The organism is Nisaea acidiphila (assembly GCF_024662015.1).
Lineage (GTDB): Bacteria > Pseudomonadota > Alphaproteobacteria > Thalassobaculales > Thalassobaculaceae > Nisaea > Nisaea acidiphila.
In genome coordinates this window covers 2123572-2149862 of the sequence record NZ_CP102480.1, presented here as the reverse complement: position 1 = coordinate 2149862, position 26291 = coordinate 2123572, and the positions used below count along the sequence as shown (strand labels likewise).

Annotated in this window: 28 protein-coding genes and 1 tRNA gene; 19 read left to right on the top strand and 10 right to left on the bottom strand. The window is 63.1% G+C overall.

The genetic code is table 11. The features are described 5' to 3' along the window. The first annotated feature begins 15 nt into the window (after positions 1-15). Positions 16-1464 (top strand): benzoyl-CoA 2,3-epoxidase subunit BoxB, encoded by a 1449-nt coding sequence (gene boxB, locus NUH88_RS09980; protein WP_257771828.1) that lies wholly within the window; start codon positions 16-18, stop codon positions 1462-1464. Between the two features lie 82 nt (positions 1465-1546). Here boxB and NUH88_RS09975 read toward each other — a convergent pair whose 3' ends face one another. The 4 genes from NUH88_RS09975 to NUH88_RS09960 all read right to left on the bottom strand — a co-directional run bounded on the left by NUH88_RS09975 (position 1547) and on the right by NUH88_RS09960 (position 3958). Then, positions 1547-1897, bottom strand: coding sequence for a hypothetical protein (locus NUH88_RS09975; RefSeq protein WP_257771826.1), 351 nt, complete (start codon positions 1895-1897; stop codon positions 1547-1549). Positions 1898-1985: 88 nt separating this feature from the next. Then, positions 1986-3065: an ACR3 family arsenite efflux transporter gene (gene arsB / locus NUH88_RS09970; RefSeq protein WP_257771824.1), complete on the bottom strand. Its 1080-nt coding sequence runs from the start codon at positions 3063-3065 to the stop codon at positions 1986-1988. Between the two features lie 24 nt (positions 3066-3089). Next, positions 3090-3608 (bottom strand): arsenate reductase ArsC, encoded by a 519-nt coding sequence (locus tag NUH88_RS09965; protein ID WP_257771822.1) that lies wholly within the window; start codon positions 3606-3608, stop codon positions 3090-3092. Beyond that, entirely contained in the window at positions 3605-3958 is a 354-nt protein-coding gene (locus NUH88_RS09960; protein ID WP_257771821.1) for an ArsR/SmtB family transcription factor, read from the bottom strand. The genes NUH88_RS09965 and NUH88_RS09960 overlap by 4 nt, the downstream gene beginning before the upstream one ends. 104 nt (positions 3959-4062) lie before the next feature. On the opposite strand from NUH88_RS09960, the gene NUH88_RS09955 reads away from it, so the two are divergent. The 3 genes from NUH88_RS09955 (at position 4063) to NUH88_RS09945 (ending at position 6724) form a co-directional block, all read left to right on the top strand. After that, on the top strand, positions 4063-5076 hold the full coding sequence (locus NUH88_RS09955; protein WP_257771820.1) for an ArsJ-associated glyceraldehyde-3-phosphate dehydrogenase: 1014 nt from the start codon (positions 4063-4065) through the stop codon (positions 5074-5076). Between the two features lie 2 nt (positions 5077-5078). Further along, positions 5079-6335 carry an organoarsenical effux MFS transporter ArsJ gene (gene arsJ / locus NUH88_RS09950; RefSeq protein ID WP_257771818.1) on the top strand — a complete coding sequence of 419 codons (1257 nt, stop codon included), beginning with the start codon at positions 5079-5081 and terminating at the stop codon, positions 6333-6335. A gap of 71 nt (positions 6336-6406) precedes the next feature. Continuing rightward, the gene (locus NUH88_RS09945; protein ID WP_257771816.1) at positions 6407-6724 is read left to right on the top strand and encodes a nucleoside triphosphate pyrophosphohydrolase family protein; all 318 of its coding nucleotides are present in this window, start codon (positions 6407-6409) and stop codon (positions 6722-6724) included. Here the strand turns inward: NUH88_RS09945 and NUH88_RS09940 are convergent. Beyond that, positions 6721-7764 (bottom strand): methyl-accepting chemotaxis protein, encoded by a 1044-nt coding sequence (locus NUH88_RS09940; RefSeq protein WP_257771815.1) that lies wholly within the window; start codon positions 7762-7764, stop codon positions 6721-6723. The genes NUH88_RS09945 and NUH88_RS09940 overlap by 4 nt on opposite strands. 275 nt (positions 7765-8039) lie before the next feature. On the opposite strand from NUH88_RS09940, the gene NUH88_RS09935 reads away from it, so the two are divergent. The 5 genes from NUH88_RS09935 to NUH88_RS09915 all read left to right on the top strand — a co-directional run bounded on the left by NUH88_RS09935 (position 8040) and on the right by NUH88_RS09915 (position 13931). Next, the gene (locus tag NUH88_RS09935) at positions 8040-9230 is read left to right on the top strand and encodes a thiolase family protein (RefSeq protein ID WP_257771813.1); all 1191 of its coding nucleotides are present in this window, start codon (positions 8040-8042) and stop codon (positions 9228-9230) included. Between the two features lie 14 nt (positions 9231-9244). Next, positions 9245-9997, top strand: a complete 753-nt coding sequence (locus tag NUH88_RS09930; RefSeq protein WP_257771811.1) for an SDR family NAD(P)-dependent oxidoreductase — start codon at positions 9245-9247, stop codon at positions 9995-9997. Between the two features lie 114 nt (positions 9998-10111). Continuing rightward, complete coding sequence (locus NUH88_RS09925) at positions 10112-10987, top strand: 3-hydroxyacyl-CoA dehydrogenase family protein (RefSeq protein ID WP_257771810.1); 876 nt, start codon at positions 10112-10114, stop codon at positions 10985-10987. A gap of 135 nt (positions 10988-11122) precedes the next feature. Then, positions 11123-12931: an isocitrate dehydrogenase kinase/phosphatase AceK regulatory subunit gene (locus tag NUH88_RS09920; protein WP_257771808.1), complete on the top strand. Its 1809-nt coding sequence runs from the start codon at positions 11123-11125 to the stop codon at positions 12929-12931. A 16-nt stretch (positions 12932-12947) separates the two neighbouring features. After that, entirely contained in the window at positions 12948-13931 is a 984-nt protein-coding gene (locus NUH88_RS09915; RefSeq protein ID WP_372743556.1) for a zinc-dependent alcohol dehydrogenase family protein, read from the top strand. A gap of 9 nt (positions 13932-13940) precedes the next feature. Here NUH88_RS09915 and NUH88_RS09910 read toward each other — a convergent pair whose 3' ends face one another. Together NUH88_RS09910 and NUH88_RS09905 are read right to left on the bottom strand one after the other, a co-directional pair. Beyond that, positions 13941-14450, bottom strand: a complete 510-nt coding sequence (locus tag NUH88_RS09910) for a response regulator (protein WP_257771806.1) — start codon at positions 14448-14450, stop codon at positions 13941-13943. A gap of 149 nt (positions 14451-14599) precedes the next feature. Next, positions 14600-14676 (bottom strand) — tRNA-Arg (locus tag NUH88_RS09905). 554 nt (positions 14677-15230) lie between these two features. On the opposite strand from NUH88_RS09905, the gene NUH88_RS09900 reads away from it, so the two are divergent. The 3 genes from NUH88_RS09900 (at position 15231) to gpt (ending at position 17423) form a co-directional block, all read left to right on the top strand. Further along, complete coding sequence (locus tag NUH88_RS09900) at positions 15231-16235, top strand: hypothetical protein (protein ID WP_257771804.1); 1005 nt, start codon at positions 15231-15233, stop codon at positions 16233-16235. 163 nt (positions 16236-16398) lie between these two features. Further along, a complete protein-coding gene (locus NUH88_RS09895; protein WP_257771802.1) occupies positions 16399-16818 on the top strand; it encodes a DUF4864 domain-containing protein in 420 nt (139 codons plus the stop codon). A gap of 107 nt (positions 16819-16925) precedes the next feature. Then, a complete protein-coding gene (gpt, locus tag NUH88_RS09890; RefSeq protein WP_257771801.1) occupies positions 16926-17423 on the top strand; it encodes a xanthine phosphoribosyltransferase in 498 nt (165 codons plus the stop codon). 20 nt (positions 17424-17443) lie between these two features. Here the strand turns inward: gpt and NUH88_RS09885 are convergent, their stop codons facing one another. The 3 genes from NUH88_RS09885 to NUH88_RS09875 all read right to left on the bottom strand — a co-directional run bounded on the left by NUH88_RS09885 (position 17444) and on the right by NUH88_RS09875 (position 21183). Continuing rightward, a complete protein-coding gene (locus NUH88_RS09885) occupies positions 17444-18172 on the bottom strand; it encodes a Crp/Fnr family transcriptional regulator (protein WP_257771799.1) in 729 nt (242 codons plus the stop codon). 110 nt (positions 18173-18282) lie between these two features. Further along, positions 18283-19689 (bottom strand): HAMP domain-containing sensor histidine kinase, encoded by a 1407-nt coding sequence (locus NUH88_RS09880; protein WP_257771797.1) that lies wholly within the window; start codon positions 19687-19689, stop codon positions 18283-18285. Between the two features lie 36 nt (positions 19690-19725). Next, on the bottom strand, positions 19726-21183 hold the full coding sequence (locus NUH88_RS09875) for a dihydrolipoyl dehydrogenase family protein (RefSeq protein ID WP_257771796.1): 1458 nt from the start codon (positions 21181-21183) through the stop codon (positions 19726-19728). Between the two features lie 249 nt (positions 21184-21432). On the opposite strand from NUH88_RS09875, the gene rpmH reads away from it, so the two are divergent. The 7 genes from rpmH (at position 21433) to NUH88_RS09840 (ending at position 26288) form a co-directional block, all read left to right on the top strand. Continuing rightward, positions 21433-21567 carry a 50S ribosomal protein L34 gene (rpmH, locus tag NUH88_RS09870; RefSeq protein WP_193184514.1) on the top strand — a complete coding sequence of 45 codons (135 nt, stop codon included), beginning with the start codon at positions 21433-21435 and terminating at the stop codon, positions 21565-21567. Further along, positions 21568-21996, top strand: a complete 429-nt coding sequence (rnpA, locus tag NUH88_RS09865; protein WP_257771794.1) for a ribonuclease P protein component — start codon at positions 21568-21570, stop codon at positions 21994-21996. Continuing rightward, positions 21996-22274: a membrane protein insertion efficiency factor YidD gene (gene yidD, locus NUH88_RS09860; protein WP_257772174.1), complete on the top strand. Its 279-nt coding sequence runs from the start codon at positions 21996-21998 to the stop codon at positions 22272-22274. The genes rnpA and yidD overlap by 1 nt, the downstream gene beginning before the upstream one ends. Next, the gene (gene yidC, locus NUH88_RS09855) at positions 22274-24028 is read left to right on the top strand and encodes a membrane protein insertase YidC (RefSeq protein ID WP_257771792.1); all 1755 of its coding nucleotides are present in this window, start codon (positions 22274-22276) and stop codon (positions 24026-24028) included. Before yidD ends, yidC begins: the two co-directional genes overlap by 1 nt. A 7-nt stretch (positions 24029-24035) precedes the next feature. After that, positions 24036-24674, top strand: a complete 639-nt coding sequence (gene yihA, locus NUH88_RS09850; protein WP_257771791.1) for a ribosome biogenesis GTP-binding protein YihA/YsxC — start codon at positions 24036-24038, stop codon at positions 24672-24674. A gap of 16 nt (positions 24675-24690) precedes the next feature. After that, positions 24691-25599: an acetylglutamate kinase gene (argB, locus tag NUH88_RS09845; RefSeq protein ID WP_257771790.1), complete on the top strand. Its 909-nt coding sequence runs from the start codon at positions 24691-24693 to the stop codon at positions 25597-25599. A 353-nt stretch (positions 25600-25952) separates the two neighbouring features. Then, positions 25953-26288, top strand: a complete 336-nt coding sequence (locus NUH88_RS09840) for a hypothetical protein (RefSeq protein ID WP_257771789.1) — start codon at positions 25953-25955, stop codon at positions 26286-26288. Positions 26289-26291: the final 3 nt, after the last annotated feature.

Below are 26291 nucleotides of genomic sequence, written 5' to 3'. Positions count from 1 at the left end.
GAGGAGGACCGCCCCATGAACGAGATCATGAATGTCAGCTACGACACCAAGATCCCGAACAACATCAATCTCTCGAGTGACCGCAAGATCCTGAAGGCGCTAGAGCAGTGGCATCCGGGTTATATCGACTGGTGGATGGACCAGGGCCCGGAAGGCTTCCAGACCTCCGACGTCTATCTCCGGACCGCGGTCAGCGTGGATCCGAAAGGCTGGGCCAAGTTCGACTATGTAAAGATGCCCGACTACCGCTGGGGCATCCTGCTCGCGCCGCAGGTCGAGAACCGCAAGGTCGCCTTCGGCGAGCACAAGGGCGAGGATGCCTGGCAGGAAGTGCCGGGCGAATACCGCGCCATGCTGCGCCGCCTCGTGGTGATCCAGGGCGATACCGAGCCGGCCTCGGTCGAGCAGCAGCGCTTCCTCGGCGCGACCGCGCCGTCGCTCTACGACATGCGCAATCTCTTCCAGGTCAATGTGGAGGAAGGCCGGCACCTCTGGGCCATGGTCTACCTGCTGCAGAAATATTTCGGCCGCGACGGCCGCGAGGAGGCGGGCGAGCTGCTGAACCGCCGCTCCGGCGATGCGGACAAGCCGCGCATGCTCGGCGCCTTCAACGAGGCGACGCCGGATTGGCTCTCCTTCTTCATGTTCACCTTCTTCACCGACCGCGACGGCAAGATGCAGCTCGAGAGCCTTGCGCAGTCGGGTTTCGATCCGCTGTCGCGCACCTGCCGCTTCATGCTGACGGAGGAGGCGCACCACATGTTCGTCGGCGAGACCGGCGTCGGCCGCACCGTGCAGCGCACCTGCGAGGCGATGCGTGAGGCCGGGATCGAGGATCCCTTCGAGATCGAGAAGATCCGTGCCCTCGGCGTGATCGACCTGCCGACCATCCAGAAGAAGGCGAACCTGCATTTCTCGCTTTCCCTCGACCTGTTCGGCTCCGAGGTCTCGACCAACGCGGCGAACGCCTACAATGCGGGTCTGAAGGGCCGCTTCCAGGAGGAGCGGATCGAGGACGATCACCAGCTGGTCAACGACACCTATCCGGTGCTGAAGCTGGTCGACGGCGAGATCAAAATGGTCGACGAGCCGGCGCTTTCCGCCCTCAACATGCGGCTGCGCGACGATTACGTGCGCGACTGCCAAGGCGGCATCAACCGCTGGAACCGGATCATCAAAAAGGCCGGGATCGATTTCGAGATCACCCTGCCGAACGTCGCCTTCCACCGCCATATCGGCGAGTTCCGCAACGTCCATACGACTCCGGAAGGCAAGCTGATGAGCGATGCGGAATGGGGCGCGCGCCGGGACGAGTTCCTGCCGAATGTGGAAGACGGCGACTTCATCGCCGCGCTGATGAGCCCGGTGCGCGAGCCGGGTCAATTTGCGGGCTGGATTTCCGCGCCGCGTGTCGGTATCGACAACAAGCCGGGCGACTTCGAATACGTGAAGATCCACGACTGAGTTTCCCCGAGACCTCCTCCCTTGGAACTCGGGCTTTGTCCGGGCCGCTTCGGCGGCCCGGACTCTTTTTAGGAAGCGTGTGTCAGTAGAACCCGCGGCCGAAGCGCGCCTGCCAGGCCGATGAGCCGCAGATCACCTCACCGCTACCCTGATTGACATAGACATTGTCGCGCACGGTCTTGGGATAGAAGGAGCGATGCAGGGTGACGTCGCCGCGCAGCCAGCCGTCATGGCCTTCCTCGACCTTGTAGACGATGGGCGGACGCGGCTTGGCCCATTTCTCCGACCGCGCGCGGCCCGGATTGCTGACGATCACGCAACGTTCGTAGGCCGCCTGGCGTACGAGATCCGCATGGGCGCCAGTGGCTTCTTCGATCGTGACGCAGCCCGCCAGCAGGGCGCAGAGTGCCGACATTTTCCAGAAACGCGCCATGGAGACCTCCCGGTCCGATGGATGATCCTGAAAATCTAGCCTGATCGCCGGAGCGCACAAGCACTGCACGCCTGGGGCGTGGCAAAGATCACTCGGTCGCGAACCAGCTCCGCGTGCGGTTCGCGAAAGCGACCAGCGACAGCATCACCGGCACTTCCACCAGCACGCCGACCACCGTAGCGAGCGCGGCGCCGGAATTGAGGCCGAAGAGGCTGATGGCGACGGCGACGGCGAGCTCGAAGAAGTTGGACGTGCCGATCAGGGCGCAGGGCGCGGCGATGTTGAAAGGCACGCCCCAAGCCTTCGCCCAGCCATAGGCGACGGCGAAGATGCCGTAGGATTGCAGTACCAGCGGCGCGGCGATCAGCGCGATGGTGAGCGGCTGCTCCAGCACGGTCTGACCCTGGAAGCCGAACAGCAGCACCACGGTGGCAAGCAGGCCGAGCACGGAGAAGGGCTTCACCCGCGCGGTGAAGTCGTGGACGATCTGCTCGCCCGCATCGTGACTGGCCGCTTTCGCCGTCAGGTGGCGGCGCGTCAGGTAACCCGCGCCGAGCGGGATCACGACATAGAGCAGCACCGAGAGCAGCAGGGTCTTCCACGGCACCACGAGGTCCGTGACGCCGAGCAGCAGGCCGCAGATCGGCGCAAAGGCGACGATCATGATCAGGTCGTTCACCGAAACCTGGACCAGCGTGTAGGTCGCGTCGCCCCTGGTCAGGGTCGACCAGACGAAGACCATGGCCGTGCAGGGCGCGGCACCGAGGAGGATCAGGCCGGCGATATATTGCTCCGCATCGGTCGGCGGGATCAGGTCGCCGAAGAGATAGCGGAAAAACAGGATGCCGAGCGCCGCCATGGTGAAGGGCTTGACGATCCAGTTCACCGTCAGCGTGATGACGAGGCCCTTCGGCTTGGAGCCGATGCTTTTCAGGCTCTCGAAATCAACCGCCACCATCATCGGATAGACCATCGCCCAGATCAGCACGGCGACGACGATGTTGACGGAGGCATATTCCAGAGCCGCCAGGGCCTCGAACAGGCCCGGCGCGAGATTGCCGAGGAGCACGCCCGCGGCGATGCAGAGCGCGACCCAGACGGAAAGCCATTTCTCGAAGAACCCGATGCCGCCGGGAGCGGCCTCGCTGGCCGCCGTGTCTGTACTCATGCGCGATCGGGTCCTTTCATCGGTTCAGGCGGTCTCCGGCGTCCTGGCGGAGTCCGCGATATCGTCGAGATGCTTCTGCAGGGTCAGCTTGTCGAGCCCATGGATCGGCAGGTTGACGAAGATCTCGATCCGGGTGTTCAGCATCCGGAAGGCGTCGGCGAAGGCGAAGCGTTTCTCGGCTTCCGTTCCTTCGGCGGCGGCCGGATCCGGCACGCCCCAATGGGCGCTCATCGGCTGTCCCGGCCAGACCGGGCAGGTCTCCCTGGCGGCGTCGTCGCAGACCGTGAAGACGAAATCCATCTCGGGCGCGTCCGGCGCGCCGAACGCGTCCCAGTTCTTCGAGCGCAGGCCGTCGAGGGCATAGTTCTGATGTTGCAGCAGGTCGGCCGCGTAGGGATGGATCTCGCCGCGCGGCGTGCTGCCGGCGCTGAAGGCCTTGAAACGGCCGGCCCCGGCGCGGTTCAGGATCGCCTCGGCCATGATGCTGCGGGCGGAATTGCCCTTGCAGAGAAAAAGCACGTTGTAGCTCTTGTCACCGGTCATCGCTCGGTCTCCGGAGTGGTGCCGCACAAGGCAGCGGTCGCGGCGAGTTCGCCGCAAATGTCCGGATTTCCGTTACAGCAATCCTGTGTCAGGAATGTTAAGAGCCGTCGCATCGCATCGATCTCAACCGCATAAAAGATGTTCCGGTGCTGCCGCCTGGCATGCACGAGGCCGGCGCGTTCGAGCTGCGCGATATGGAAAGACAGGCCAGAGCGGGAGAGACCTGCGCGGTCCGCGAGGTCCCCGGCGGACATGCCGGACGGACCGGCATGCATCAGCAGCCGGTAGAGTCCCAGCCGATGTTCCTGGGCAAGCGCACCGAGCGCGGCAATGGCGTCTGTATCGTTCATTTCAACAATTCAATTATCATTGAAATGAAGGCCGGCAAAGATTAATTTGCGCCGCTCGCCGTCGAGGCGGACCATTGCGGCTGTTCGGGGCAGGGAGAACCGACATGAATGCGCGTGTTGCGATCAACGGCTTCGGCCGCATGGGACGGATGGGCATGCGGGCCCGCTGGGGTCTCGACGATCTTGAAATCGTCGCGATCAACGATCCGGCCATGTCGCCGGAGATGGCGGCGCACCTGCTCGAGTTCGATACCGTGCACCGCCGTTGGAACCGCGAGGTCGGCTGGACGGAGCAAGGGATTGTGGTGGACGGACGGGAGATTCCGCTGACCGCACACGAGTCGCCGGCGGAAAATCCCTGGACCGGGAGCGATGTCGACATTCTCCTCGAATGCAGCGGCAAGTTCAAAAGCGGGGCAGCCCTGTCGCCCTATTTCGAGCGTGGCATTACCAAGATTGTGGTCTCCGCTCCGGTCAAGGAGGATGGGGCGCTCAATATCGTGATGGGCGTCAACGACCATCTCTACGATCCCGCCCAGCATCACCTCGTGACAGCGGCCTCCTGCACGACCAACTGTCTCGCTCCGGTGGTGAAGGTCGTGCATGAGGGGATCGGTATCCGGCATGGCGCGATCACCACAATCCACGACGTCACCAACACCCAGGTGATCGTCGACGGGCCGCACAAGGATCTCCGCCGGGCGCGCTCCGCTTTGAACGCGCTGATCCCGACCAGTACCGGTTCGGCGACAGCGATCGGGCTGATCTATCCGGAACTGCAGGGCCGGCTGAACGGCCATGCGGTCCGGGTCCCGTTGCTGAACGCCTCGCTGACCGATTGTGTCTTCGAGCTGGAGCGCGAGACCAGCACCGCCGAGCTGAACGAGCTGTTCGTCGCGGCCGCGGCAAGCGGCCCGCTTGAAGGCATCCTCGGTTTCGAATCCCGCCCGCTGGTCTCGACCGATTTCACCGACGATCCGCGCTCGGCGATCGTCGACGGTCCCTCAACAATGGTGGTCAACGGCACCCAGGCGAAGATCTATGCCTGGTACGACAACGAATGGGGCTATGTGAACCGGATGATGGAGCTGACGGCCAAAGTGGCGGCCAGCCTGTGAGCATGGCTGCGGAAAGCGTGCGGGCGGCGGACGGGCGTACCTACGCGGCGGTCACGGCGGCCTACTGGGCCTTCACGCTGACCGACGGCGCGCTCCGGATGCTGGTGCTGCTGCATTTCCACCGGCTGGGCTTCACCCCGCTCGATATCGCCTTTCTCTTCCTGCTCTACGAGGCGATGGGGATCGTCACCAACTTCCTCGGTGGCTGGATCGGCGCCCGTTTCGGCCTGAAGATCACGCTCTTTTCCGGATTGGCGGTGCAGATCGCGGCGCTGCTGATGCTCTCGCTGACGGACCCCGCCTGGACCGCGCTCTTCTCGGTCGGATACGTGATGGTGGCGCAGGCGCTTTCCGGCATTGCCAAGGACCTCACCAAGATGAGTTCCAAATCGGCGGTGAAACTGGTGGTCGCCTCCGAGGGCGACGGACTGCTTTTCAAATGGGTCTCTATCTTGACCGGCTCGAAGAACGCGCTGAAGGGCGTCGGCTTCCTTTTGGGCGGGGTGATGCTGCAATGGCTCGGCTTCGAGGTCTCGCTCTATGCCATGGCCGGGATGCTCGCACTGGTCCTGGCAAGCGCGGTACTGACCGTGACCGCCGATCTCGGCAAGGCGAAGCAGAAGATCGCCAGGCGGGATCTCTTCGCCAAGACCCGGGAGATCAACTTCCTTTCCGCCGCGCGGATCTTCCTCTTCGCCTCGCGCGACGTCTGGTTCGTCGTCGGGGTTCCGGTCTTCCTCTATGACCGGCTCGGCTGGAGCTTCGACCGGGTCGGCCTCTTCATGGCGGTCTGGGTTGTCGGCTACGGGATCGTGCAGGCCCTGGTGCCGCGCTTCATGAGGAAAACGAAGGACGCCGGGGCGGCGGCGCGCGGTGCGGCGCTCTGGGGCGGTCTGCTCGCGCTTCTTCCGGCAACGATTGCTGCGGGCCTGACGCCGCAATTGGCTCCGCCTGCGGACATGCTCGCGCCGTCCGTCATCCTGATCGGCGGGCTGCTGACCTTCGGGATCGTCTTCGCCGTGAATTCGGCGCTGCATTCCTATCTGATCGTCGCCTATTCGGATGCCGACAAGGTCGCGCTCAATGTCGGCTTCTATTACATGGCGAACGCGGTCGGGCGTTTCGCGGGAACCCTGCTTTCCGGCCTTGTTTACCAGTTGGCAGGCCTCACGGCGACGCTCTGGGTCTCCGCCGCGATGGTGGCCGTGGCGGTCGTTTTTACACTTCCGTTGCTTGCGGCCCGGCCGGCATCCTCCTGATGGTCTCCGCTTGACCCGCCGTGTTGGATGGTTAAAGTGAAGAACAAAAGACGAACATTTGGATGAGGCGAATGCTGGAGACTCTGGCCGGCAGGTTCGAACGTGCATCGAAGGACTACGCACTGAATTTCGGTATCGAGCGCGATCCGGACTGGTATCTGCTGAAGCTGCAGGAAGAGCTCGGCGAGCTCACCCAGGTCTGGAACCGCTATAGCGACCGCGGACGGCGCGGCGATCTCAGCAACGAGGAGCTCCATCTCGCGCTGGAGAACGAAGCGGCGGACGTGCTTGGGCACATCCTGCTTTTCGCAAACCGTTTCGGCCTCGATCTCCCCGCCGCCATCGAACGGAAATGGCGGTTCCGGCCGGACGGGTCGTCGAAACTCTAAGGCGCCGCCTGTACCACGCAGCCGTACCAGCCGAGCCCCTCATAGGTCTCATAGCCCGGCGTCCGGTGAAAGCCGATGACGGTACCGTCGGGAAGGGAGTAATGGCCGCTATCCCGTCCTTCGGTTCGGAGATCGAAGCGCTCGCTCAGCACGCCCGCGCCGTCGGACGCGGCGATGACGCGGAAATCGGCATCGAGCAGAAGCGCACGGGAGCGGGCGGCTTCGGCCTCGTCGAAGCGCACGCCCTCGACGATGGTCTGCGCTTGCGGCCCCCAGTCGAAATGGATCCCCAACACACCCAGCACGGCGCCATTGCTCTCTCCGTTCTCGCGGATCGCGGCAGCGTAGGTCGCCACCGGTTGGCCATCGAGTTCCGAACTGGTGACGATATCATCCACGGCGTATTCGTCTCCGTTCGCCGATGCCATCGCATTGCGGAACCAGGAGGCTTGCGCAGCAGACTGGCCCTCAACGTGATAGCGGTCGGGCCGGCCGTTCGCGACGACCGTGCCGCGCGCATCGCAGACCCAGAGGTCGAGATAGACCGTATAGGCCGAGAGGATCACGCCGAGGCGTTTGGAGGCGTAGGCGCTCGCATCTTCCGACGGCGTGGCGAGGCAATCCACGATGGCGCTGTCCGTTGCCCACCAGCGCACGTCGCAGGTGCGCTCGAAAAGGTTCCGGTCGATCAGTTCGACAGCATTGAGCGAGAGGTCCACAAGGCGCTGACCTTTCAGCTGGTCGACGATCGAGCGGCCGATCCGTTCCAGCATCTCCGCCTTGCCGGAAAGTTCGGAATTCAACGTCTGTGCGATCTGCTCGATTTCCGAAGAGACCCCCTTCACCTCGTCCGCGACCACCGCGAAGCCCCGCCCGAGTTCGCCGACCCTGGCGCTCTCGATCAGGGCGTTGAGGGCCAGCATCTTGGTGCGTCCGGTGATCGCCTGGATCTCGGCGATCTTCGTCTCGGCGGTGGTCCGCACGTCAGCGGTCAGGGTGACGATCTGCTCGGGATCGTTCTCGGATGCGGTCGCGCTCATGGAAGAACCTACTCGGAAGGTCAGTTGGAACCGGTCAACTCAATCGAATCACAAAGTGTGCATGCTTTCTAAGCAGAAAGTGTAAATGCATAATTAATGTGCATAAATTGTTTGCGGTCGGAGTTTCCTTCCTGCCCCGAAACGGGACGAATCGGGAGGCTCTGGCCCCATTCCGCTATCGCACTTGCGCCTGCCGCCGGCTTCGGTCCAGAGTTCCGCCGCCAATAAACAAGCGAGATGCGCCGGCCGGTCCGGTGCGGGGGAGTGAAGGGATCATGGCTCAGGAAATCGTGCTTGCGGGCGGCAAGCGGACGCCGTTCGGGGATTTCGGCAAGTCGCTGAAGGACATTCCGCTTTCGACGCTGGCGACCCACGCGGCGCGGGCCTGCGTCGAGGATGCGGAGATCGCTCCGGAGGATATCGATCACGTGGTCTGGGGCAATGTGCTCCCGGTCGATCCGGACGGGTACTATGTCGGCCGCGTGGCCGGCATGAATATCGGCATGAAGGACGAAAGCTGCGCCCTGCAGGTCAACCGTGCCTGCGGCTCCGGCACCCAGGCGATCCTGACCGCCGCGCAGCAGATCATGACGGGGCACGGCAAGATCGCGCTTGCCGGCGGCGGCGAGAACTTCTCCCGCGGCCCGTTCCTGAACCAGAAGATGCGCTGGGGTGCCGTCCGCGGCGCGCAGAGCTTCGAGGACAGTGTCGAATCCGTCTATAGCGATCCCTTCGGCCACGGCCTGATGGGGGCGACGGCGGAGAATTTGACGGAAGATTTCCAGTATCGCCGCGAGGACATGGACGCTTGGGGCCTGATGAGCCAGCAGCGTGCCGGCAAGGCCATGGTGACCGGCTTTCTCGCAAGGCAGATTGCGCCGATCGAAGTGCCGGAGGGGCGCAAGGGCACCCGGCTGATGATCGAGGACGAGTTTCCTCGGCCGGATGTCACGTTGGAGAAGCTTGCCAAGCTCAAGCCGGTCTTCCGCAAGGACGGCCAGGTGACGCCGGGCAATTCCAGCGGCGTCACTGACGGCGCCGCCTTCGTGCTGGTCGGCGACCGGGCGGAGATGGAGGCGAAGGGCGTCGAGCCGGTGGCCCGACTGGTCGACTGGACCATCGTCGGTGTTCCGCCGCGGATCATGGGATGCGGCCCGGTGCCAGCGATTCGGGCGCTTTGGGAAAAGCGTGGCATGAAGGCCTCCGATATCGACTATTACGAAATCAACGAGGCCTTTGCCGTGGTGAATCTGCATGCCGAGAAAGAGCTCGGAATCAGCCGCGACGTGACGAATTTCTATGGCGGCGGCATCTCGATCGGCCATCCGCCGGGCGCGACCGGCGTGCGCATGACCATCACCGCGATGCACCACCTCCAGGAATCCGGCCAGCGCTATGCCTGTATCTCCATGTGCATGGGCGCGGGCCAGGGCATGTCGGTGCTGATCGAGAACCTGAACGTCTGAGCGGGAGACGCATTATGTCCTTCGATCTCACCGGCAAGGTCGCTCTGGTCACCGGAGCGAGCCAGGGGCTCGGCAGCCGCTTCGCGGAAACCCTCGCGGCGCATGGCGCGTCGGTCGTGCTCGCGGCACGGCAGAAGGCGAAGCTCGAAAATCTCGCGGCGACGATCGGGGAAGCGGGCGGCACCGCCTTCGCAGTCTCCATGGACGTCACCGACCCGGCCTCCATCCGCGAGGCTCTGAGCGCGGCCGCGGGCGAGCTCGGTCCGCTCGACATCCTCGTGAACAATGCCGGCATTGCGGTGCAGAAGCCGTTCCTCGAAATGACGCCCGAGGATTACGACCAGGTCCTCGACACCAACCTGAAAGGCTGCTTCCTCGTGGCCCAGGCGGCGGCGCTGCAGATGAAGGAGAAGGGCGGCGGCTCGATCATCAACATCTCTTCGATCCTCGGCACCGAGGTGATCGGCATGCTCTCGACCTATTGTGCTTCCAAGGGCGGGCTGTTGCAGCTCAACCGCGCCATGGCGCTTGAGTTGACCCGCTTCAACATCCGGGTGAACGCGATCGCCCCCGGCTATATCGAGACGCCGATCAACAGCGAGTTCTTCCAGAGTCAACCCGGGCAGCAGATGATCAGGACGATCCCGCAGCGCCGCCTCGGCCAGCCGCACGATCTGGACGGTGCGCTGCTGCTGCTCGCGTCCGATGCGGGAGCCTATATGACCGGCTCCGTCGTCACCGTGGATGGCGGCTTCTCGCTGCGCTGATTTGCGCCGGTATTCGAGCGCTTCATTTCATACCGGTGCGCTTGAACAGGCGCACCGGAGCCTATACGAAACTCCGCAAGAAATTCGGGACATGAGACCTTTGAGGAGGATGGGATGTCAGTGAACAAGATCGGCGTGATCGGCGCCGGGATGATGGGTTCGGAGATCGCGCTCGTTTTCGCCATGGCGGGCAAGGACGTGATGATCATGGAGCCGGAGCAGGCACGGCTCGACAAGGCCGAGGCCGGTATCAGGAAGACGCTCGAAGGCGGTGTCGCCCGCAAGTTCTGGGCGGAAGAGGACATGGCGACCGCGCTCGGCAACATCACGATGGTGACCGACCTCTCCGCCTATGGTGACCGCGACCTCGTGATCGAGGCCGTGTTCGAGGACGAGAAGGTGAAAGCCGAGGTCTACAAGACCCTCGACGAGGTCTGTAAGGACGATGCGATCATCGCCTCCAACACCTCCAGCATCTCGATTTCCGTGCTCGCCTCCTATTTCTCCGAGAAGCGCCAGTCCCGTTTCCTCGGCCTGCATTTCTTCTCGCCCGTCAGCCGCATGAAGCTGGTCGAGGTGATCCGCGGCATGGATACCGATGACGCGGTGATCGACGCGGCGCGCAATGCCTGCGTCGAGGCCGGCAAGACCCCGATCGACGTCAAGGACGTGGTCGGTTTCGCCGTCAACCGCATCCTTTTCGCGATGTGGGACGAGGTGCTGCGGCTGGTCGAGGAAGGTGCCTGCACGCCGGAGGATATCGATACCGGCTGCAAGCTCGGGCTCGGTCATCCGGTCGGCCCGTTCGAGTTGATGGACAATATCTCCAACACCCTGAACCTGCAGGTCGCCGAGATCCTGCACGAGGCCTATGGCGAGCGCTTCCATCCGCGCCCGATCCTGCGCCAGGTCGTCGCCGCCGGCCGCGCCGGCCGCCGCGCCGGCCGTGGCTGGTACCGCTATGACGAGAAAGGCAAGCGAATCGCCTGATCTGCCGACATCATCCAATGCTGCGGGCGGCCAAATGGCCGCCTGCTCCGTTTCCGGCCTTCGGATTTCCCGCTTCCGAAAGCGGCCTCCCCGGCCCATCATTGTGCGAAATGGTGCAAGGGGAGGACGCGCCGCATGATGCAATCGATCCGCCGCGGCGCGGCGACGCTCAGAACACCGACCATCACGGCGGCGGCGCAAGAGGAATTGGAGGCGGCCGGCAGCGAGGCGGAACGGATCGAGTCCGTCGCTGCGCTGATCCATGGCGCGTTCACCGATTATTACGGCCGCTTCCGGCAGATCGCGGGCCTGGCCGAAGCCGCTTTCGAGGCGCGGGACTGGCCAGCCTCGCTTGCTCTCAGTCAGGAGCGGCTCGGCATTTACGGTGCGACGGTCGATACGCTGGTGCCGGTCATCCTGCTGCATTGCCCGGACGTACAGGGGCGCGATGTTTTCTGGAGCGCGGTCGAGGATAAGTACCTGCCGCTGATCGAGGGACTCTATCACGCCGACCTTGCCTATGCCTTCCTAAACTCGGTGCGCCGTCAGGTGCATGCGGACATGTGGCGCGCCTCGACCTATTCCAGCGCGCGGGCGCGGGACGAGGACAAGGCGGCCCATCCTGTCGTGACGCGGCTTTTTGCCGTGGAGGGATCGCTCGCGGCGGCACATCTGTCGCCGGTCCTGACTCTTCCCGGATTTTCAAGACACTGGCGCGATCTCGACGGTGATGCTGCCGCCGTCGCGGCCCGTATCCGCGAAGAGGTTCCGCAGGCGGACCGCATCCGCGCGATCGAGATGGCCGATGCGGGATTTTACCGGAACCGGGGCGCCTATCTCGTCGGGCGCTTGCTGATCGAAGGCGGTGAGCCGGTGCCGGCCGGGATCGCGCTGCTGAACGAGCCGGACGGTATTCATGTCGACGCGGTGATCCTCGGCTCCGACGATCTGCAATATGTCTTCAGCTCGACCCTGGCGAATTTTCACGTCACCTCGGAGCATTATCACGAGATGGCGTCCTTTCTCTTCGAGCTGATGCCGGACCGTCCGCACGGCCTGCAATACTCGACGATCGGCTACAATCATATCGGCAAGATCGCTGTGGTGCGGCAGATCGAGGAGGAACTGCGGGAAAGCGGAGAGCGTCTGGACCATGCGGTCGGCCCGCGCGGCACCGTCGCGATCGGTTTCTCCGCCCCGTCCCTCGACTATGTCGCCAAGGTGATCCGCGACCATCCGACGGCCGGTTACAAGTGGGGCAAATTTCCGGGCGTGCCCTCGGTCTTGCAGAAATACAGCCGGGTGCACGAGATCAACCGGGCCGGCTCCATGCTGGACAACGTGATCTATTACAATGTCGTGCTGCCGGCGGACTATTTCACCGACGACCTTCGGCACGAGATCCTGAAATATGCGGGCGAGAACGTGATCCAGACCGGGGCCGGCCTGCTGTTCCGCCATCTGATCGTGCAGATCAAGATGACGCCGTTCCCTGTCTTCATGACCGAGGCGGGAGAAGAGAAAGCGGATACGGCGCTACGCAATCTTGGCCAGTGCATCAAGAACAATGCCGCCGCGAACATCTTCAACAAGGATCTCGACGGGCGGAATTACGGGGTCAGCAAGATCCTGAAAGTCTATCTCTTCGACTATGACGCCATCGAGGATTTGACCGACGTCAAGGTGCGCACCAACCAGGACCGCTTTGATGGCGAGGAAGACATACCGGACTGGTTCTTCGAGGAGGGCGTGATCTTCCTTCCGGAGGAACTGGAAACCCATCTCCGGATTGAGGAAAGGTCTCTGAGAAGGATCTTCCGCGAGGCGCATGGCGAACTGCTGACGGTCGCGTACTGGACCGACATGCAGGCGCGGCTCGAAAAGGGCCAGGTACCGCGGATCACGCCCTACCGGGAGGCCTGCCGGCTGCATCCGGAGAGTTAGGCCAGCGGAGCTAGCGATGCGGGTAATGGAGCTGATAGCACCGGGAGACCCTTTGCGGGCTGCGGACCGTCCGCGTCCGGACCCGGGTCCTGGAGAAGTTCTGATAAAGGTTCATGCCTGCGCGGTCTGCCGCACCGATCTGCATGTCGTGGACGGGGATCTGCCAGATCCGAAACCGCATGTCGTGCCGGGCCATGAGGTCGTGGGAACGGTCGAGACTCTGGGGAGCGGGGTTACCGAGCTCGAAACGGGACAAAGAGTCGGAGTGCCTTGGCTCGGCTGGACTTGCGGGGAATGCCGCTATTGCCGCGACGGACAGGAGAACCTTTGCCCCGACGCCCGTTTCAACGGATACACGCTCGATGGCGGTTACGGCGAGTATCTCGTCGCAGATGCCCGTTACTGTTTTCCGATTCCGGATTTTTATTCCGACGAAGAGGCCGCGCCTCTGCTCTGCGCCGGTCTGATCGGGTATCGCTGCCTGCGGATGGCGGGCGAGGGCAGGCGCCTCGGGCTCTACGGCTTCGGCGCGGCGGCCCATATCCTGATTCAGGTCTCGCTCTGGCAGGGGCGGGAGATCTACGGTTTCGTGCGGCCGGGCGATGATGCGGCTAGGGAGTTCGCCTTTTCTCTCGGTGCAAAGTGGGCGGGCGATTCGACGGAGGCACCGCCGGAGGAGCTGGATGCCGCCATCCTCTTCGCGCCGGTTGGCGATCTGGTGCCGCGCGCGCTGAAAGCGGTCCGACCAGGCGGAACCGTGGTGTGCGGCGGCATTCACATGTCGGACATCCCGTGCTTTCCCTACGATATCCTCTGGCGGGAAAAGAAAATTGTCTCGGTGGCGAACCTGACGCGGCAGGACGCGCTGGAATTTCTGGAGCTCGCCCCGAAGGTTCCGGTCCGGAGTTCGGTCCGGACCTATCCGTTGGACGATGCGAACATGGCCTTGTCGGATCTGAGGAATGGGCGACTGCAGGGCGCGGCGGTTCTTCTACCGTAGCCCGCTTCGTTACCATTTATAGTCCGATTCGCGCTGGTACCTGCCGTCCTTCGGAAGCTTGTCCTTTCTGCGCCGGTCCGGTCCCGAGTACGCGTCGCATTGCACGAACGGTCGTTTGTCGGCGAGAACGGCCGCCACCGTTCGCTTCAGGTTTTCGAAATTCACTGGTTTCGCCACGAAAGCGCTCGCGCCGAAGTCCCGGGCCCTCAGGACCGAGTCACGGTCGGAATGCTGCGTAATGAGGATGACCGGCACGTAAGGATTGGTCACATTCGCATCGCGCCGCACCCGCAACAGGAGGTCGAGGCCATTCATCGGCTCCATCTCGAGATCGGTGACGATAAGGTCGAAGTGTCGCCGCGTGACGTCGTTTAGCGCCTGCGCGGCATTCTCCCGCTCAATGACATCGCTGAACCCCAGATGTTCCAGGAAAGTGCGCGTCAACATGCGCGTCGGTTTGTCGTCCTCCACGACCATAACCCGGAGATTGCGGAGGTCGTCTGCGGAGAGCCCTGTCATCAGCTTCCGTCCAATCGTGAGGTCGCAATAGGCTCAGTGAACCGCAAGTTTGTTATGATTCAGTTTGCAGGATCCAATGGCAAATATTTGGCGAATCGGCCAAACCATTGACGAAAGAGCAGATTTTTATGAGAGGTTCTGGAGGTCGATGGCGCGCCCGGGAAGATTCGAACTCCCGACCTCTTGATTCGTAGTCAAGCGCTCTATCCAGCTGAGCTACGGGCGCCCCGAAGGGCGTGCCGCCCTCGAAGGAGGCCGGAACATACTCAAGGCGATTTCGAAACGCAAGCGCTTATATCGGGGAATCAACAACGGCGTATCTTACGGAATCGTTTGGCAAAACAACTTGTGGCGCCGATTGGCTTTGGTTACTATCCCTACGAATTTCGCGGCTTGCGGCTACCATCAGTGGGGGACTGCGTCGGCAAGCTTCTTTCTTCCTCGCGAGTCTGCTTTTATGCAGGGGGTGCGGGAAGGGAGGCGTTCTGTCCTTGGGGCGGGACAGTCGGGGCAAAATTGCTAGGGGGTCGGCATTGGTCGGTCGAACGGATCTACCTAAAACCGCGGCAAACATAACACCTATTTACAAGGTGACAGCGTCCTATGGTTCTTAATCGCTCGTCGCTCGTTGTCCTGGGCGCAACGGTACTCCTTCTCGGGGGCTGTTCTTTCTCTTCCGACGCTTTGTGGCCAAGTCTCTCGGGTGAAGATCCCGCAGCGAATCAGACGCCGTCTCAGGTTCAGATCGCGCCGTCCGCGGGTGAAGCGTCCGGGCAGCCGGTGATCGCAAGCGGACAGCCGCCGGCGCTCAACACCACCAACTTCGAAGTGCAGCCACCGCGGCCTGGCGCCGCGACCGGAACCTTTGTCGGGAACAAGGTTGTCCAGCTTCGCGACGACCTGCGCCGCCTGCAGGAATCGATCCGGGCACATAACGGCGATCTGCAGAACATCCGTCAGCGGACCATCGGCAACGCGCAGACCTACCATCAGTCGGTGGCCGGCATACGCTCGCGTCTGCAGGTCGGAACCACGCCAGGCAATCCGATGCTGGTTGCCGCATGGAACCAGTCCCAGGGGCTGCTTGAGCAGGTCAATGCCGATATCGGCGACATGAACGACCTTTCGAACCGTGTTGCCGCCGACGCCGCGCTTTCGACCTATCTGCTGGATGCGACGCGAGCCGCCTTTGGGCTCTCGGGCGCCGTCGATGAAGACCATCGCCAGCTTGAGATTCTGGAAGATGACGTCAATCGCACCGTGGTTCTCGTCGATCGTCTCCTGACCGAGCTCAGCGACGATATCCGCCGCCAAAGCCGCTACGTGGCGACCGAGCGGAACGATCTGAACACGCTGGCGCTGGCGATCAAGAACGGCGAGTTCTTCGGCACCAGCCTCGCTGCTCGGACCTATGGCATGGGCAGTGCGGACGTGACCGCGACACCGTCCCTGCAGGGACGCGGACTGAGCGCCGCGCCGGGTTCCCGGCGTCCGTTGGTGGTGATCCGCTTCGACCGCAGTAACGTGAACTATCAGCAGGCGCTCTACACGGCTGTCAGCCGCGCTCTCGAGCGCCGCCCCGATGCCTCTTTCGATCTCGTCGCGGTTACACCGTCGGCCGGATCGTCCGCTCAGGTCGCGCTCGATACCAGCAAAGCGCGCAAGAATGCGCAGGACGTGCTCCGTTCGCTGACCGATATGGGGCTGCCGCCGAGCCGCGTTGCCCTGTCGGCGACCACGGCGCCGGATGCCGCCAGTAACGAAGTGCATCTCTTCGTCCGCTGAGGCGAATAAACCGTATAGCGATCAAGGCGCCTCCATCGGGACGGCGCCTTTTTCGTGCGTGAGGTTTGCCACGCGCCGTTCGAACCCGCTCGGCCAGACTGATCCGCAGCCACCCGTGCTACCGTAGAGGGAGCGCAGTCACCGTCGAAAAGGAGTGGAGCTCATGCGATCTGTCATCGGCCAATTCGTTGTGCTCGTCGGACTCCTTCTCGCCTCGTATCCGCTCCATGCGGCGGAACCTGCCGACAGCATTCGCGGGACAATCAACAGCCAGCTCGATGCCTTCCAGCGCGACGATTGGGCGGAAGCCTTCACCTATGCGAGTCCGGTCCTGCAGAAGATCTTCGGCACGCCGGACCGCTTCCGGAACATGGTGCTTGGCGGTTACCGGGCGGTTTATCGGCCGCAGCAGGTAACGTTCCGGGAGCTCGATACATCCGGCCCGCGTCCGGTTCAGATTGTGTTTTTTATCGGTCCGGACGGGCTCGCCTACCTCGCCGCCTACGAGATGGAGCAGCAGCAGGACGGGTCCTGGCGGATTTCCGCGGTGCAACTGATCCGGGATGCCGCGAAGGCCGTTTAGGCCCGGTTTGCGTCCGCCGGCCTTGCGCCGGGACTATTGGACGTTGCGGTTTCCGGAGAGGCGCGCTATGTCGCCGGTTCACTTCGTGACCGCGATGGGTGCCAGAGATGTCGAGCGACAGCTTCAATAAGTCCTTCCCCGTGAGCTGGGAGGAACTCCACCGCACTGCCAAGGCCCTGGCCTGGCGTCTGACGGAGGTCGGTCCGTTCGATGGCATCGTGGCCATCACCCGCGGCGGCCTGGTCCCGGCGGCGGTGGTCGCCCGGGAACTCAGCATCCGCATCATCGATACGATCAGCGTTGCATCCTACGGCGTCGAAGGCGACGACAAGGAGCGCGGCCGGATCAACGTAATGAAGAACTGCGAGATTGCGGGGAAAGGCGCCGGTTGGCTGATCGTCGACGATCTCGTCGATACCGGGGAGACGGCCAAGGCCGTGCGTTCGATCTTACCGGACGCGCATTTCGCCACGGTTTATGCAAAGCCGGCCGGTCGCCCGCTGGTCGACACTTACGTCACCGAGGTCAGCCAGGACACCTGGATCCATTTTCCCTGGGACCTGGAGCCGCGTCCGGTAGAACCGATTTCCTCGCTTCGGCGCTGAGATCGCGTAACCGGGGACGGCTAGATCGCTTCGGCAAGGTCGTCGAGCTGGTCCTCGTCGAGGATCCTGATGCGCGATCCGTTCTCTATTGAGATCAGCTCTTTGGTCTTAAACTGGGTGATCGTGCGGCTCACGGTTTCCGTGGTCAGCCCGAGATAATCGGCGATATCGGTCCGCGTCATGGGAACGGTCACCGGGTTCGCCGGCAAGTGCCGCTTCTCCTGACGTTGCGCCAAGCTCCGCAGGAAGGACGCAACGCGCTCCGCCGCCGTCTTGCGGCCGAGCAGGACGATCTGCTCCTGCATCAGCTGGATTTCCTCGGTCGCGCGTGCGAACAGGCGCCGCTCCAGCGTCGGAATATCCATCATCAGCGCCTCAAGCTCGGTTCGCTGAAACCGGCAGAGCGTAACCGGCGTGATCGCCTCGGCGCTGCTGCCATAGATATCCTGCATCGAAACCCCGAGGAAATCTCCGGGGAAGAGAAAACCGGTCACCGACCGCCGGCCGTCGGCAAGCAGCTTGTAAAGGCGCACCGCACCGGAGGTCAGCGTGTAGACGAAATCGCTCGGCTCGCCCTCGTCGACGATCGTGTCGCCGGCGGCGAGTTCCACCGAAGTCATGATCCGGCTGAGCCGCTGGACCTCGTCCACGCGCAGGGTTCCGCAGATCGCAAGATCGCGGATGTCGCAATCGTCGCACGGCGAGTGCATCGCCGCCACGCTCGTCTCTCCCGATACATGCTGCTGCATAGGGTGCTCCAGCCTGCGGCTGTTGGACCTGATTCGTTCGTAGCCTTACCGGCTCTTTGCGCAACAGTAACGTGTCCGGCGCGCCGGTGGAAGCGACTCTCGACGTGCCATCATGCCGCGCGTCTGGCCGACCGGGACCTTTTGGTGGCAGGGCAGGGGAGTTCCAGATGAAAGACGCTGCCCGACGGACCCGTGCTCTCGAGGAACAGCGTGCCGCCATGGGCGGTCGCAATGTCCCGCGCGATCGCCAGGCCCAGGCCCGAGCCGCCGCTATGGCCGGAAAGCTGAAATGGTAGGAAGAGCTTTTCGCGGATCGGGTCGGGGATGCCGGGACCGTTGTCTCTGAACCGGATGGTCAGGGTTTCGTCGTCGCGCTGGAAACCGATCCGGAATTCCGTAGCGCCGGCCCTGGCGGCGTTCGAGGCGATGTTGGCGAAGATGCGATAGATCTGGTCCTGATCGATCGTGAGCATGATGCCCGGGACTTCATCGATCTCTATGGCGATCTGCTCGCCCTCCAGGCCGGCTCTCAGTTCCGGCAGGATCTCGTCGAGCAGGTTCTTCAGGGTGACCTGCTCGGTCATCAGCGGCACCGTCTCCTGGGTGAAGTTCAGGGTGTCGGAGCAGAGTTTCACCGCCCGGTCGATGGTACGCAGGAACGGCGGCACCGCCTTGCGCACGAAAGGATCCGAACTCTCGGCGAAGCGGTCGGAGACGAGGGTCGCGGTCGCCAGCATGTTGCGCAGATCGTGGTTGATCTTATTCACCGCCGTGCCGAGCGTCGCGAGCCGCGTTTTCTGCCGCAGCGCGTGACGAACACCCTGCTTCATGTCGGCGAGCTCGCGGGTCGCGATCCCGATCTCGTCTCGCCGGGCCGAGGGCGGAAGATCGGAGGTGGGATCTTCCGGGCGTCGGCGGAAGGCAATCATGCTCGAGGTGATGCGCTGCATGGGCAGCACCATCATCCAGCGCAGCGAGAGGAAGACCAGGGCGGCAGTGAAGAGCGAGATCACCACCGAGAGCGTCAGGATGCGCCAGGAGAAGTCGAGCATCTCCATCCGCATCGGTGCTTCGTCGATGATCATGGTGACGAAGATCTCGGGATCGCCGGGCGACTGTCCGTGCAGCCGTATAACCCTGTCGCCGGTCTGGGCCAGCGTGGAGAAGGCATTGAAGATGAGTTCGACGACCCCGACCTCGCGCAGGTCGACCGTGATGTCGACCTCGGGCAGTTCCGGCCGGCTGAGCATCGGCATGAAGTTGGAATCGTCGTTGGCGACCACGCTGTAGGCATCGACATGGTCGAGCAGCTGACGCGCCAGCATCTCGGTGATCATCCCGTCCGGCGCGGCCTTGACCGAAAGCGCGGCCAAATGTCCCTCGGCGAGCTTTTCCTGCAGGTAGCTCAGACGGTAGCGGGCAATGGACGGGGTATAGATCAGCACCTCCGCCACCATCACGAAAAAGACCGTCAGCAGCAGAAGCCGGAAGGAAAGACTGTTCGCGAAACTCAGCATGCACATCCGTCCGTCGGCGGGTTCCGAGGAAGGATTTTAACCGAAGGCCGCGAGGAAGCGGACGATTTTGCGCATGCGGGGGCTGAACAGGGTTTCCGTGAAGAAGGATCCGGCGGCCCGTTTGCCGATTTCCGCGAGGGTTGGATAGGCAACGATCGAGGAGGCGATGGCGCCAATCTTGATCTTCTGACCGATCGCGAGGCCCCAGCTCTGGATCAGTTCGCCCGCATTCCGGCCGACGATGGTGGCGCCGAGGACACGACCATTTTTCAGCGCGATCACCTTGATGAAGCCTTCCGTCGCGCGCTCCGCACGGGCCCGGTCGTTCTCCTGATAGGTCCACCGCAGCACGCGCAGCTTCTCGCCGTGTTTCGCCCGGGCTTCCTCCTCCAGCAATCCGACCTGGGCCAGCTCGGGATCTGTATAGGTGACCCGCGGCACGGCGCTGAGATCCGCTTTGGCAGGAAGCCGGAACAGGGCACTCCGGATCACCACGCTCGCATGGTATCCGGCGACATGGGTGAATTGCAGACCGCCCGCGACATCGCCGATGGCATAGACCCGGCGGTTCGATGTCTTGAGGCCGGCATCGACCTCGATGCCGGTTCGGCTTGTCTCGATGCCGGCTGCCTCCAGTCCGAGCCCGTCGGTATTGGCCCGGCGCCCCGCGGCGACGAGGAGATGGGATCCCTCGATCCGCTGGATCGCTCCGCCGGTTTCGACCGAGAGCGTGACGCCGCCGCCGGAACCGCTTGCCTGTCTGACCAGCGCGCCATCGAGCACGGTGACGCCGATCTTTTCCAGATGCGCGCGGATCAAGGCGGCCGCTTCCGGGTCTTCGTTGCCGAGCAATCCGGCGGCTTCGACGAGCGTGACCTCGGAACCGAGATTGCGGTGTGCCTCGGCCAGCTCGCAGCCGATCGGTCCGCCGCCGATGATGAGCAGATGCGCCGGGCGTTCCGTCAGGTCGAAAATCGTCTCGTTCGTCAAGTAGGGAGTGTCTTTCAGGCCCTCGACGGGAGGGATTGCCGCGGAGGATCCGGTCGCGATCACGAAACGGCGTGCCCGCACCCTGTAGCCGCCGCCCGTCACGGTCCGGGTATCGGTGAATGTGGCAGCGGCCTGGATCACCTTGACGCCGAGCTTCTCGAACCGCTCCACGGAATCGTGCGGCTCGATCCCGGCGATCACGTCGCGCACATGGGCATGGACCCGGGCAAAGTCGACATCCGGTTCGGGCAGGGAGATACCGAACCTGTCTGCTTTGCGCGCCGCTGCCGCCGCGTGCCCCGCGGCAAGCAGTGCCTTCGACGGGACGCAGCCGTAGTTCAGACAGTCACCGCCCATCCTACCGCGCTCGAACAGCACCACGCTCGTGCCCATTTGCACCGCGCCTGCCGCGACGGAAAGCCCTCCCGAGCCGCCGCCGATGACGCAGATATCGGTCTCGATGAGCTTCTCTTCCGTCGGCTGCAAGGGTGTGTCAGTTCTCATATCTTTCGGCATCGTCCCTCGTCACGGACTTGGCTTATCATAGCGCATCGACGCGCCTGTCATCCAAGACACCTATGTCGCGGCGAGGTCGAGGCACAACCAGTCACCATGGCGTGAGCGGGGTCCGGCGGACTGGAGTGGGAGTCCGGAGAGCAGAATTGCGCGCGCCCGCGTTGACTCGGGCAGGGCAAATCTATATACAGCCCCGCACTCGCGAGATTGCTATATTTACGTCGACGGAGAATTCCCGTGAAACGCACCTATCAACCCAGCGTCCTCGTACGCAAGCGCCGCCACGGCTTCCGGTCCCGCATGGCGACCGTCGGTGGCCGCCACGTCATTCGCAACCGGCGCGCCAAGGGCCGCAAGCGTCTGTCCGCCTAAATGCTGCAACCCGGCTTCGGCCGGGCGCACGCATTCGAAAGCGTCTTTGCCATGCGCAACCCGTCCTCCGGATCGTTGGAGCGCCTGCAAAAGCGCAGCGAATTCCTCAATATCGCCCGTAACGGGCGCAAGGCCGTGACCCAGGGGCTGGTGCTTCAGGCGCGTACGCTTGAGCCGGGCCAAGCGGGCCCGCTCCGGATCGGCTATACCGCCAGCCGCAAGGTTGGCGGTGCGGTGCAGAGAAACCGCGCGAGACGAAGGCTGAGAGCCGTGGTTCACGACGTCTTGAACACGATGGCCGTACCGGGGCACGAGTTCGTCCTGATCGCCCGCGCCAACACCCTTACCCGTTCCTATAACGGACTGATCGCCGACCTTCGGCGCGCGCTTTCCAAGGTGGGCGCCCTGAAGCAGGAGGCCCAGTCGTGATGCGCGTGATCGCTGCGCCGCTCACTTGGCTCTTGAGCGGTCTCATCCTTGCCTACCGGTATCTGGTCTCTCCGCTTCTGGGCACCAACTGCCGGTTCGAGCCGAGCTGTTCGCGCTACGGGCTGGAGGCGATCCGGCGCCATGGGCCGTTTGTTGGCTCCTGGCTCACCCTGAAGCGGATTCTCCGTTGTCATCCCTGGGGCGGCTGTGGCTATGATCCGGTCCCCGAAAGGGGCGGGGTGTCTTCCCAAACACAACAAGAATGTCGGGCCGAATAATGAACGAGCAGAAGAATCTGATTGCCGCTGTCGTGCTGTCCGTGGCGATCCTGGTCGGCTTCCAGTTTTTCTACGAGGTTCCGAAGGCGGAAAAGGAAGTGGCCCGGCAGGCGGAGATCGCTGCCAGCGGCACCGGGACCGGGTCGACGGCGCCGTCTGCCTCCTCCGTTCCGTCGGCAACGCCGCCGTCCGGCGTCGCAGTCCCTGCGGCGGGCGCGATGTCGGCCGAAGACGCGGCGAAGGCAAGGCAGGAAATCGCCGCCGATCCGAAGCGCATCCGGATCGATGCGCCCGGCATGCGTGGCACGATCTCGCCGGTCGGCGCGCGGATCGACGATGTGGTTCTGACCCATTATCGCGAGACCCTGGACGCCGACAGCGACAATATTCATCTGCTGAAACCGGCCGGTGCGCCGAAATCCTATTACGCCGAGTTCGGCTGGGTGCCGGAGGCGGCCGGAACGCCGGTGCCGGACGCGAAGACGGTCTGGACGGCGGACGGCTCGGTGCTGAGCCCGCAACAGCCGGTGACGCTTTCCTGGGACAATGGCCAGGGTCTTGTCTTCGAGCGCACCTATGCGATCGACGACGACTACATGTTCACGGTCACCCAACGGGTGCGCAATTCGGGCGGGGACGCCGTCACGCTGTTCCCGTACGGTCTGCTCTCCCGTGGCGGCACGCCGACGACCGCCGGCTTCTACATCTTGCATGAAGGCCCGCTCGGTGTATTCGACGAGACCCTGAACGAAGTCGATTACGACGATCTCCAGGAGGACGGAAAAACCGAGGTGGCAGCGACAGGCGGCTGGATCGGCATCACCGACAAATACTGGCTCGCGGCCCTCGTCCCGGCACAGGACGAGGCGATGAAGTACCGCTTCACCCACAGCATCCGCCAGCAGGACGACCGCTATCAGACGGATTATCTCGGTGCGGCACGTGCCGTGCCCGCGGGCGGCGTCGCGGAAACCGAGACCCATCTCTTCGCCGGCGCCAAGGAAGTGAAGCTGCTCGACCGCTACGAGGCGAAATACGGCGTTGCCAATTTCGATCTCGCGGTCGATTTCGGCTGGTTCTACTTCCTTACCAAGCCGTTCTTCTATGCCCTCTCATGGATCCACAACCTCGTCGGCAATTTCGGCATTGCGATCCTGATCTTTACCGTCGCGGTGAAGCTGGTGTTCTTCCCGCTCGCCAACAAGTCCTACAAGTCGATGGCGAAGATGCGCGAGCTGACGCCGAAGATGCAGGCCCTGCGCGAGCAGTATGGCGACGACAAGCAGCGCCTGAACCAGGAAATGATGGGGCTCTACAAGAAGGAGAAGGTCAATCCGGCGTCGGGCTGTCTGCCGATCCTGATTCAGATCCCGGTCTTCTTCGCGCTCTACAAGGTTCTGTTCGTCTCGATCGAAATGCGCCATGCACCGTTCTATGGCTGGATCCACGATCTCTCGGCGCCGGACCCGACCACGCTGTTCAATCTGTTCGGTCTGATCCCCTGGACGCCGCCGGCCTTTATTCCGCTGATCGGCGTCTGGCCGATCATCATGGGGCTGACGATGTTCCTGCAGCAGAAGCTGAACCCGCAGCCGGCCGACCCGGTGCAGGCGAAGGTGTTCATGTTCCTGCCGCTCTTCTTCACCTTCCTGCTGGCCAGCTTCCCGGCCGGACTGGTGATTTACTGGGCGTGGAACAACCTGCTCTCGATTGCCCAGCAGCGCCTCATCATGTGGCGCATGGGCGTCAAGTAGGGACGCGATGGAAGACGAACTGGATCAGGCTGCGCTGGAGGCGGGCCGCCGTCTCTTCGCACAGGAATGCCGGTTCGTCTGGGGCGCCGCGCGGCTGGACCAGCTTCCGGATGCGGGCTTGCCCGAGATCGCCTTCGCCGGCCGGTCCAATGTCGGCAAATCGAGCCTCGTCAACGCCCTGACCGGGCGTAAGACGCTGGCCCGCACCTCGAACACGCCGGGGCGCACGCAGCAGCTCAATTTCTTCGATCTCGGCGGACGGCTGATGATCGTCGACCTGCCGGGCTATGGTTATGCCAAGGTCTCGAAGAGCCAGGTTGCGGCCTGGAACCATGTCCTGCGCCATTTCCTGAAAGGCAGCACGGTCCTGCAGCGGGTGCTGCTGCTGATCGACTCCCGTCACGGGCTGAAGGATACCGATCGCGAGATGATGGACATGCTCGACCAGGCGGCGGTCTCCTACCAGGTCGTCCTGACCAAGGTCGACAAGCCGAAACAAGCCGAACTGGAAAAGGTGATCGCCGAGACGGAGGCGGAATTGCGTACCCATGTCGCGGCACATCCCGTTATCGTGCGGACCAGCGCGGAGAAGGGGACTGGAATACCGGAACTGCGGGCGGGACTTGCGGCGCTTGCGGCGTCCTGAGAGGGGGAGATCGATCATGAACGGACCGTCATTTGCCGAATTGCGGCAGACCTGGCTTTCGAAGGCCGACATCCTGACCGAGGCTCTGCCCTACATGCGCCGCTACAGCGGCAAAACAGTCGTGGTGAAGTTCGGCGGTCATGCCATGGGCGACGAGGAGCTGTTCAAGTCCTTCGCCGCCGACATGGTGCTGCTGAAGCAGGTCGGCATGAATCCGCTCGTGGTGCATGGCGGCGGCCCGCAGATTGGCAAGATGCTGGAGCGTCTCGCGATCAAGAGCGAGTTCATCGATGGCCTGCGCGTCACCGACCAGGCGACGGTCGAGATCGTCGAGATGGTGCTCGCGGGATCGATCAACAAAGGCATCGTGGCGGCGATCAATGCCGCCGGAGGCCGTGCGGTCGGGATCTCCGGCAAGGACGGAAACCTGATCACAGCGCGCAAGCTGAAGCGCACCAAGATCGATCCCGACAGCAATATCGAGAAGGTTCTGGATCTGGGTTTCGTCGGCGAGCCGGCAAGTGTCGATGTCGAGGTGCTGAAAATCTTCGCCTCCGGCGACCTGATCCCGGTCATCGCGCCGATCGGTCTCGGACCTGACGGCGAGACTTACAACATCAACGCGGATACCTCGGCAGGCGCCATCGCGGCGGCCGCGGACGCGGCCCGCTTTCTTCTGCTGACCGACGTTGCGGGCGTGCTGGACAAGAACGGCGAGCTGATTCCGGAGCTGACCGTCGAAGAGGCGCAGGCGAGGATCGAAGACGGTACGATCTCCGGCGGCATGATCCCGAAGATCGAGACCTGCATCGAGGCGATCAAGACCGGGGCCAGGGCTGCGGTAATCTTCGACGGGCGGGTTCCCCACGCCTGTCTGGTCGAGCTGTTCACTCCGCACGGCGTAGGCACGATCATTCGCCGCTGATCGCGGCGGTTGTTCCCCGTGGCATAAATCACATCGCACGCGCTATTGGGACGAGACCGCTATGGCGCGGTGCGTCCCGGTAAGTCGCCTGCGCAATTTACATGACGCCGAATAGTCGAGCGAAATCGTGCGCTTGCCGCTCGATTTCATTTCCGTTTTCAAAATTCAATGATCATTTGTAGTTAACAAAAGATTTACGGAAATAGTCGCGCTATTTGCTTTTTGTAAACAAACCTTATTTAAAAGACCTGTCTGAGAGGGCGCGCTCCCAGGTCGTTCTTCACTCTATTGTTTTAAGAAGAATTTGTGAGCGCGCTCCGGGATCGGTGCAACCTTTAGAAAAGGGGGAGAGTATGATTGGAAGTAAGAAGTTGCTGTCCAAACCCTGTGCGGGGATCGCCGTAGCCGCGGCGGGTCTTCTCTTCGCTGCCGCTCCCGTCCAGGCGTTGGAGCCGCAGCTATGCGCCCAGCACAGCAAGCTTGTCGCGCAGCTCGGTGAGAAATACGGCGAAACGGTTTCCGCATCGGGTTTCGACGGTGCCGGAAATTTCGTCGAAGTCTTCAGCTCCAAGAATGGAACCTGGACCATCGCGATCTCCGTCCCCGGCGGGATGACCTGCGTGATCGCAGCCGGTGAAGACTGGCAGGAAGAGAAAGCTCCGCGCCTCGGCGCCGAAGTCGCGTCCTGAGAT

Excerpts from the sequence above, each read along its gene's own strand:
- boxB (WP_257771828.1), top strand. The coding sequence starts at position 16 with ATGAACGAGATCATGAATGTCAGCTACGACACCAAGATCCCGAACAAC.
- NUH88_RS09975 (WP_257771826.1), bottom strand. The coding sequence starts at position 1,897 with ATGGCGCGTTTCTGGAAAATGTCGGCACTCTGCGCCCTGCTGGCGGGC.
- arsB (WP_257771824.1), bottom strand. The coding sequence starts at position 3,065 with ATGAGTACAGACACGGCGGCCAGCGAGGCCGCTCCCGGCGGCATCGGG.
- NUH88_RS09965 (WP_257771822.1), bottom strand. The coding sequence starts at position 3,608 with ATGACCGGTGACAAGAGCTACAACGTGCTTTTTCTCTGCAAGGGCAAT.
- NUH88_RS09960 (WP_257771821.1), bottom strand. The coding sequence starts at position 3,958 with ATGAACGATACAGACGCCATTGCCGCGCTCGGTGCGCTTGCCCAGGAA.
- NUH88_RS09955 (WP_257771820.1), top strand. The coding sequence starts at position 4,063 with ATGAATGCGCGTGTTGCGATCAACGGCTTCGGCCGCATGGGACGGATG.
- arsJ (WP_257771818.1), top strand. The coding sequence starts at position 5,079 with ATGGCTGCGGAAAGCGTGCGGGCGGCGGACGGGCGTACCTACGCGGCG.
- NUH88_RS09945 (WP_257771816.1), top strand. The coding sequence starts at position 6,407 with ATGCTGGAGACTCTGGCCGGCAGGTTCGAACGTGCATCGAAGGACTAC.
- NUH88_RS09940 (WP_257771815.1), bottom strand. The coding sequence starts at position 7,764 with ATGAGCGCGACCGCATCCGAGAACGATCCCGAGCAGATCGTCACCCTG.
- NUH88_RS09935 (WP_257771813.1), top strand. The coding sequence starts at position 8,040 with ATGGCTCAGGAAATCGTGCTTGCGGGCGGCAAGCGGACGCCGTTCGGG.
- NUH88_RS09930 (WP_257771811.1), top strand. The coding sequence starts at position 9,245 with ATGTCCTTCGATCTCACCGGCAAGGTCGCTCTGGTCACCGGAGCGAGC.
- NUH88_RS09925 (WP_257771810.1), top strand. The coding sequence starts at position 10,112 with ATGTCAGTGAACAAGATCGGCGTGATCGGCGCCGGGATGATGGGTTCG.
- NUH88_RS09920 (WP_257771808.1), top strand. The coding sequence starts at position 11,123 with ATGATGCAATCGATCCGCCGCGGCGCGGCGACGCTCAGAACACCGACC.
- NUH88_RS09915 (WP_372743556.1), top strand. The coding sequence starts at position 12,948 with ATGCGGGTAATGGAGCTGATAGCACCGGGAGACCCTTTGCGGGCTGCG.
- NUH88_RS09910 (WP_257771806.1), bottom strand. The coding sequence starts at position 14,450 with ATGACAGGGCTCTCCGCAGACGACCTCCGCAATCTCCGGGTTATGGTC.
- NUH88_RS09895 (WP_257771802.1), top strand. The coding sequence starts at position 16,399 with ATGCGATCTGTCATCGGCCAATTCGTTGTGCTCGTCGGACTCCTTCTC.
- gpt (WP_257771801.1), top strand. The coding sequence starts at position 16,926 with ATGTCGAGCGACAGCTTCAATAAGTCCTTCCCCGTGAGCTGGGAGGAA.
- NUH88_RS09885 (WP_257771799.1), bottom strand. The coding sequence starts at position 18,172 with ATGCAGCAGCATGTATCGGGAGAGACGAGCGTGGCGGCGATGCACTCG.
- NUH88_RS09880 (WP_257771797.1), bottom strand. The coding sequence starts at position 19,689 with ATGCTGAGTTTCGCGAACAGTCTTTCCTTCCGGCTTCTGCTGCTGACG.
- NUH88_RS09875 (WP_257771796.1), bottom strand. The coding sequence starts at position 21,183 with ATGAGAACTGACACACCCTTGCAGCCGACGGAAGAGAAGCTCATCGAG.
- rnpA (WP_257771794.1), top strand. The coding sequence starts at position 21,568 with ATGCTGCAACCCGGCTTCGGCCGGGCGCACGCATTCGAAAGCGTCTTT.
- yidD (WP_257772174.1), top strand. The coding sequence starts at position 21,996 with ATGCGCGTGATCGCTGCGCCGCTCACTTGGCTCTTGAGCGGTCTCATC.
- yidC (WP_257771792.1), top strand. The coding sequence starts at position 22,274 with ATGAACGAGCAGAAGAATCTGATTGCCGCTGTCGTGCTGTCCGTGGCG.
- yihA (WP_257771791.1), top strand. The coding sequence starts at position 24,036 with ATGGAAGACGAACTGGATCAGGCTGCGCTGGAGGCGGGCCGCCGTCTC.
- argB (WP_257771790.1), top strand. The coding sequence starts at position 24,691 with ATGAACGGACCGTCATTTGCCGAATTGCGGCAGACCTGGCTTTCGAAG.
- NUH88_RS09840 (WP_257771789.1), top strand. The coding sequence starts at position 25,953 with ATGATTGGAAGTAAGAAGTTGCTGTCCAAACCCTGTGCGGGGATCGCC.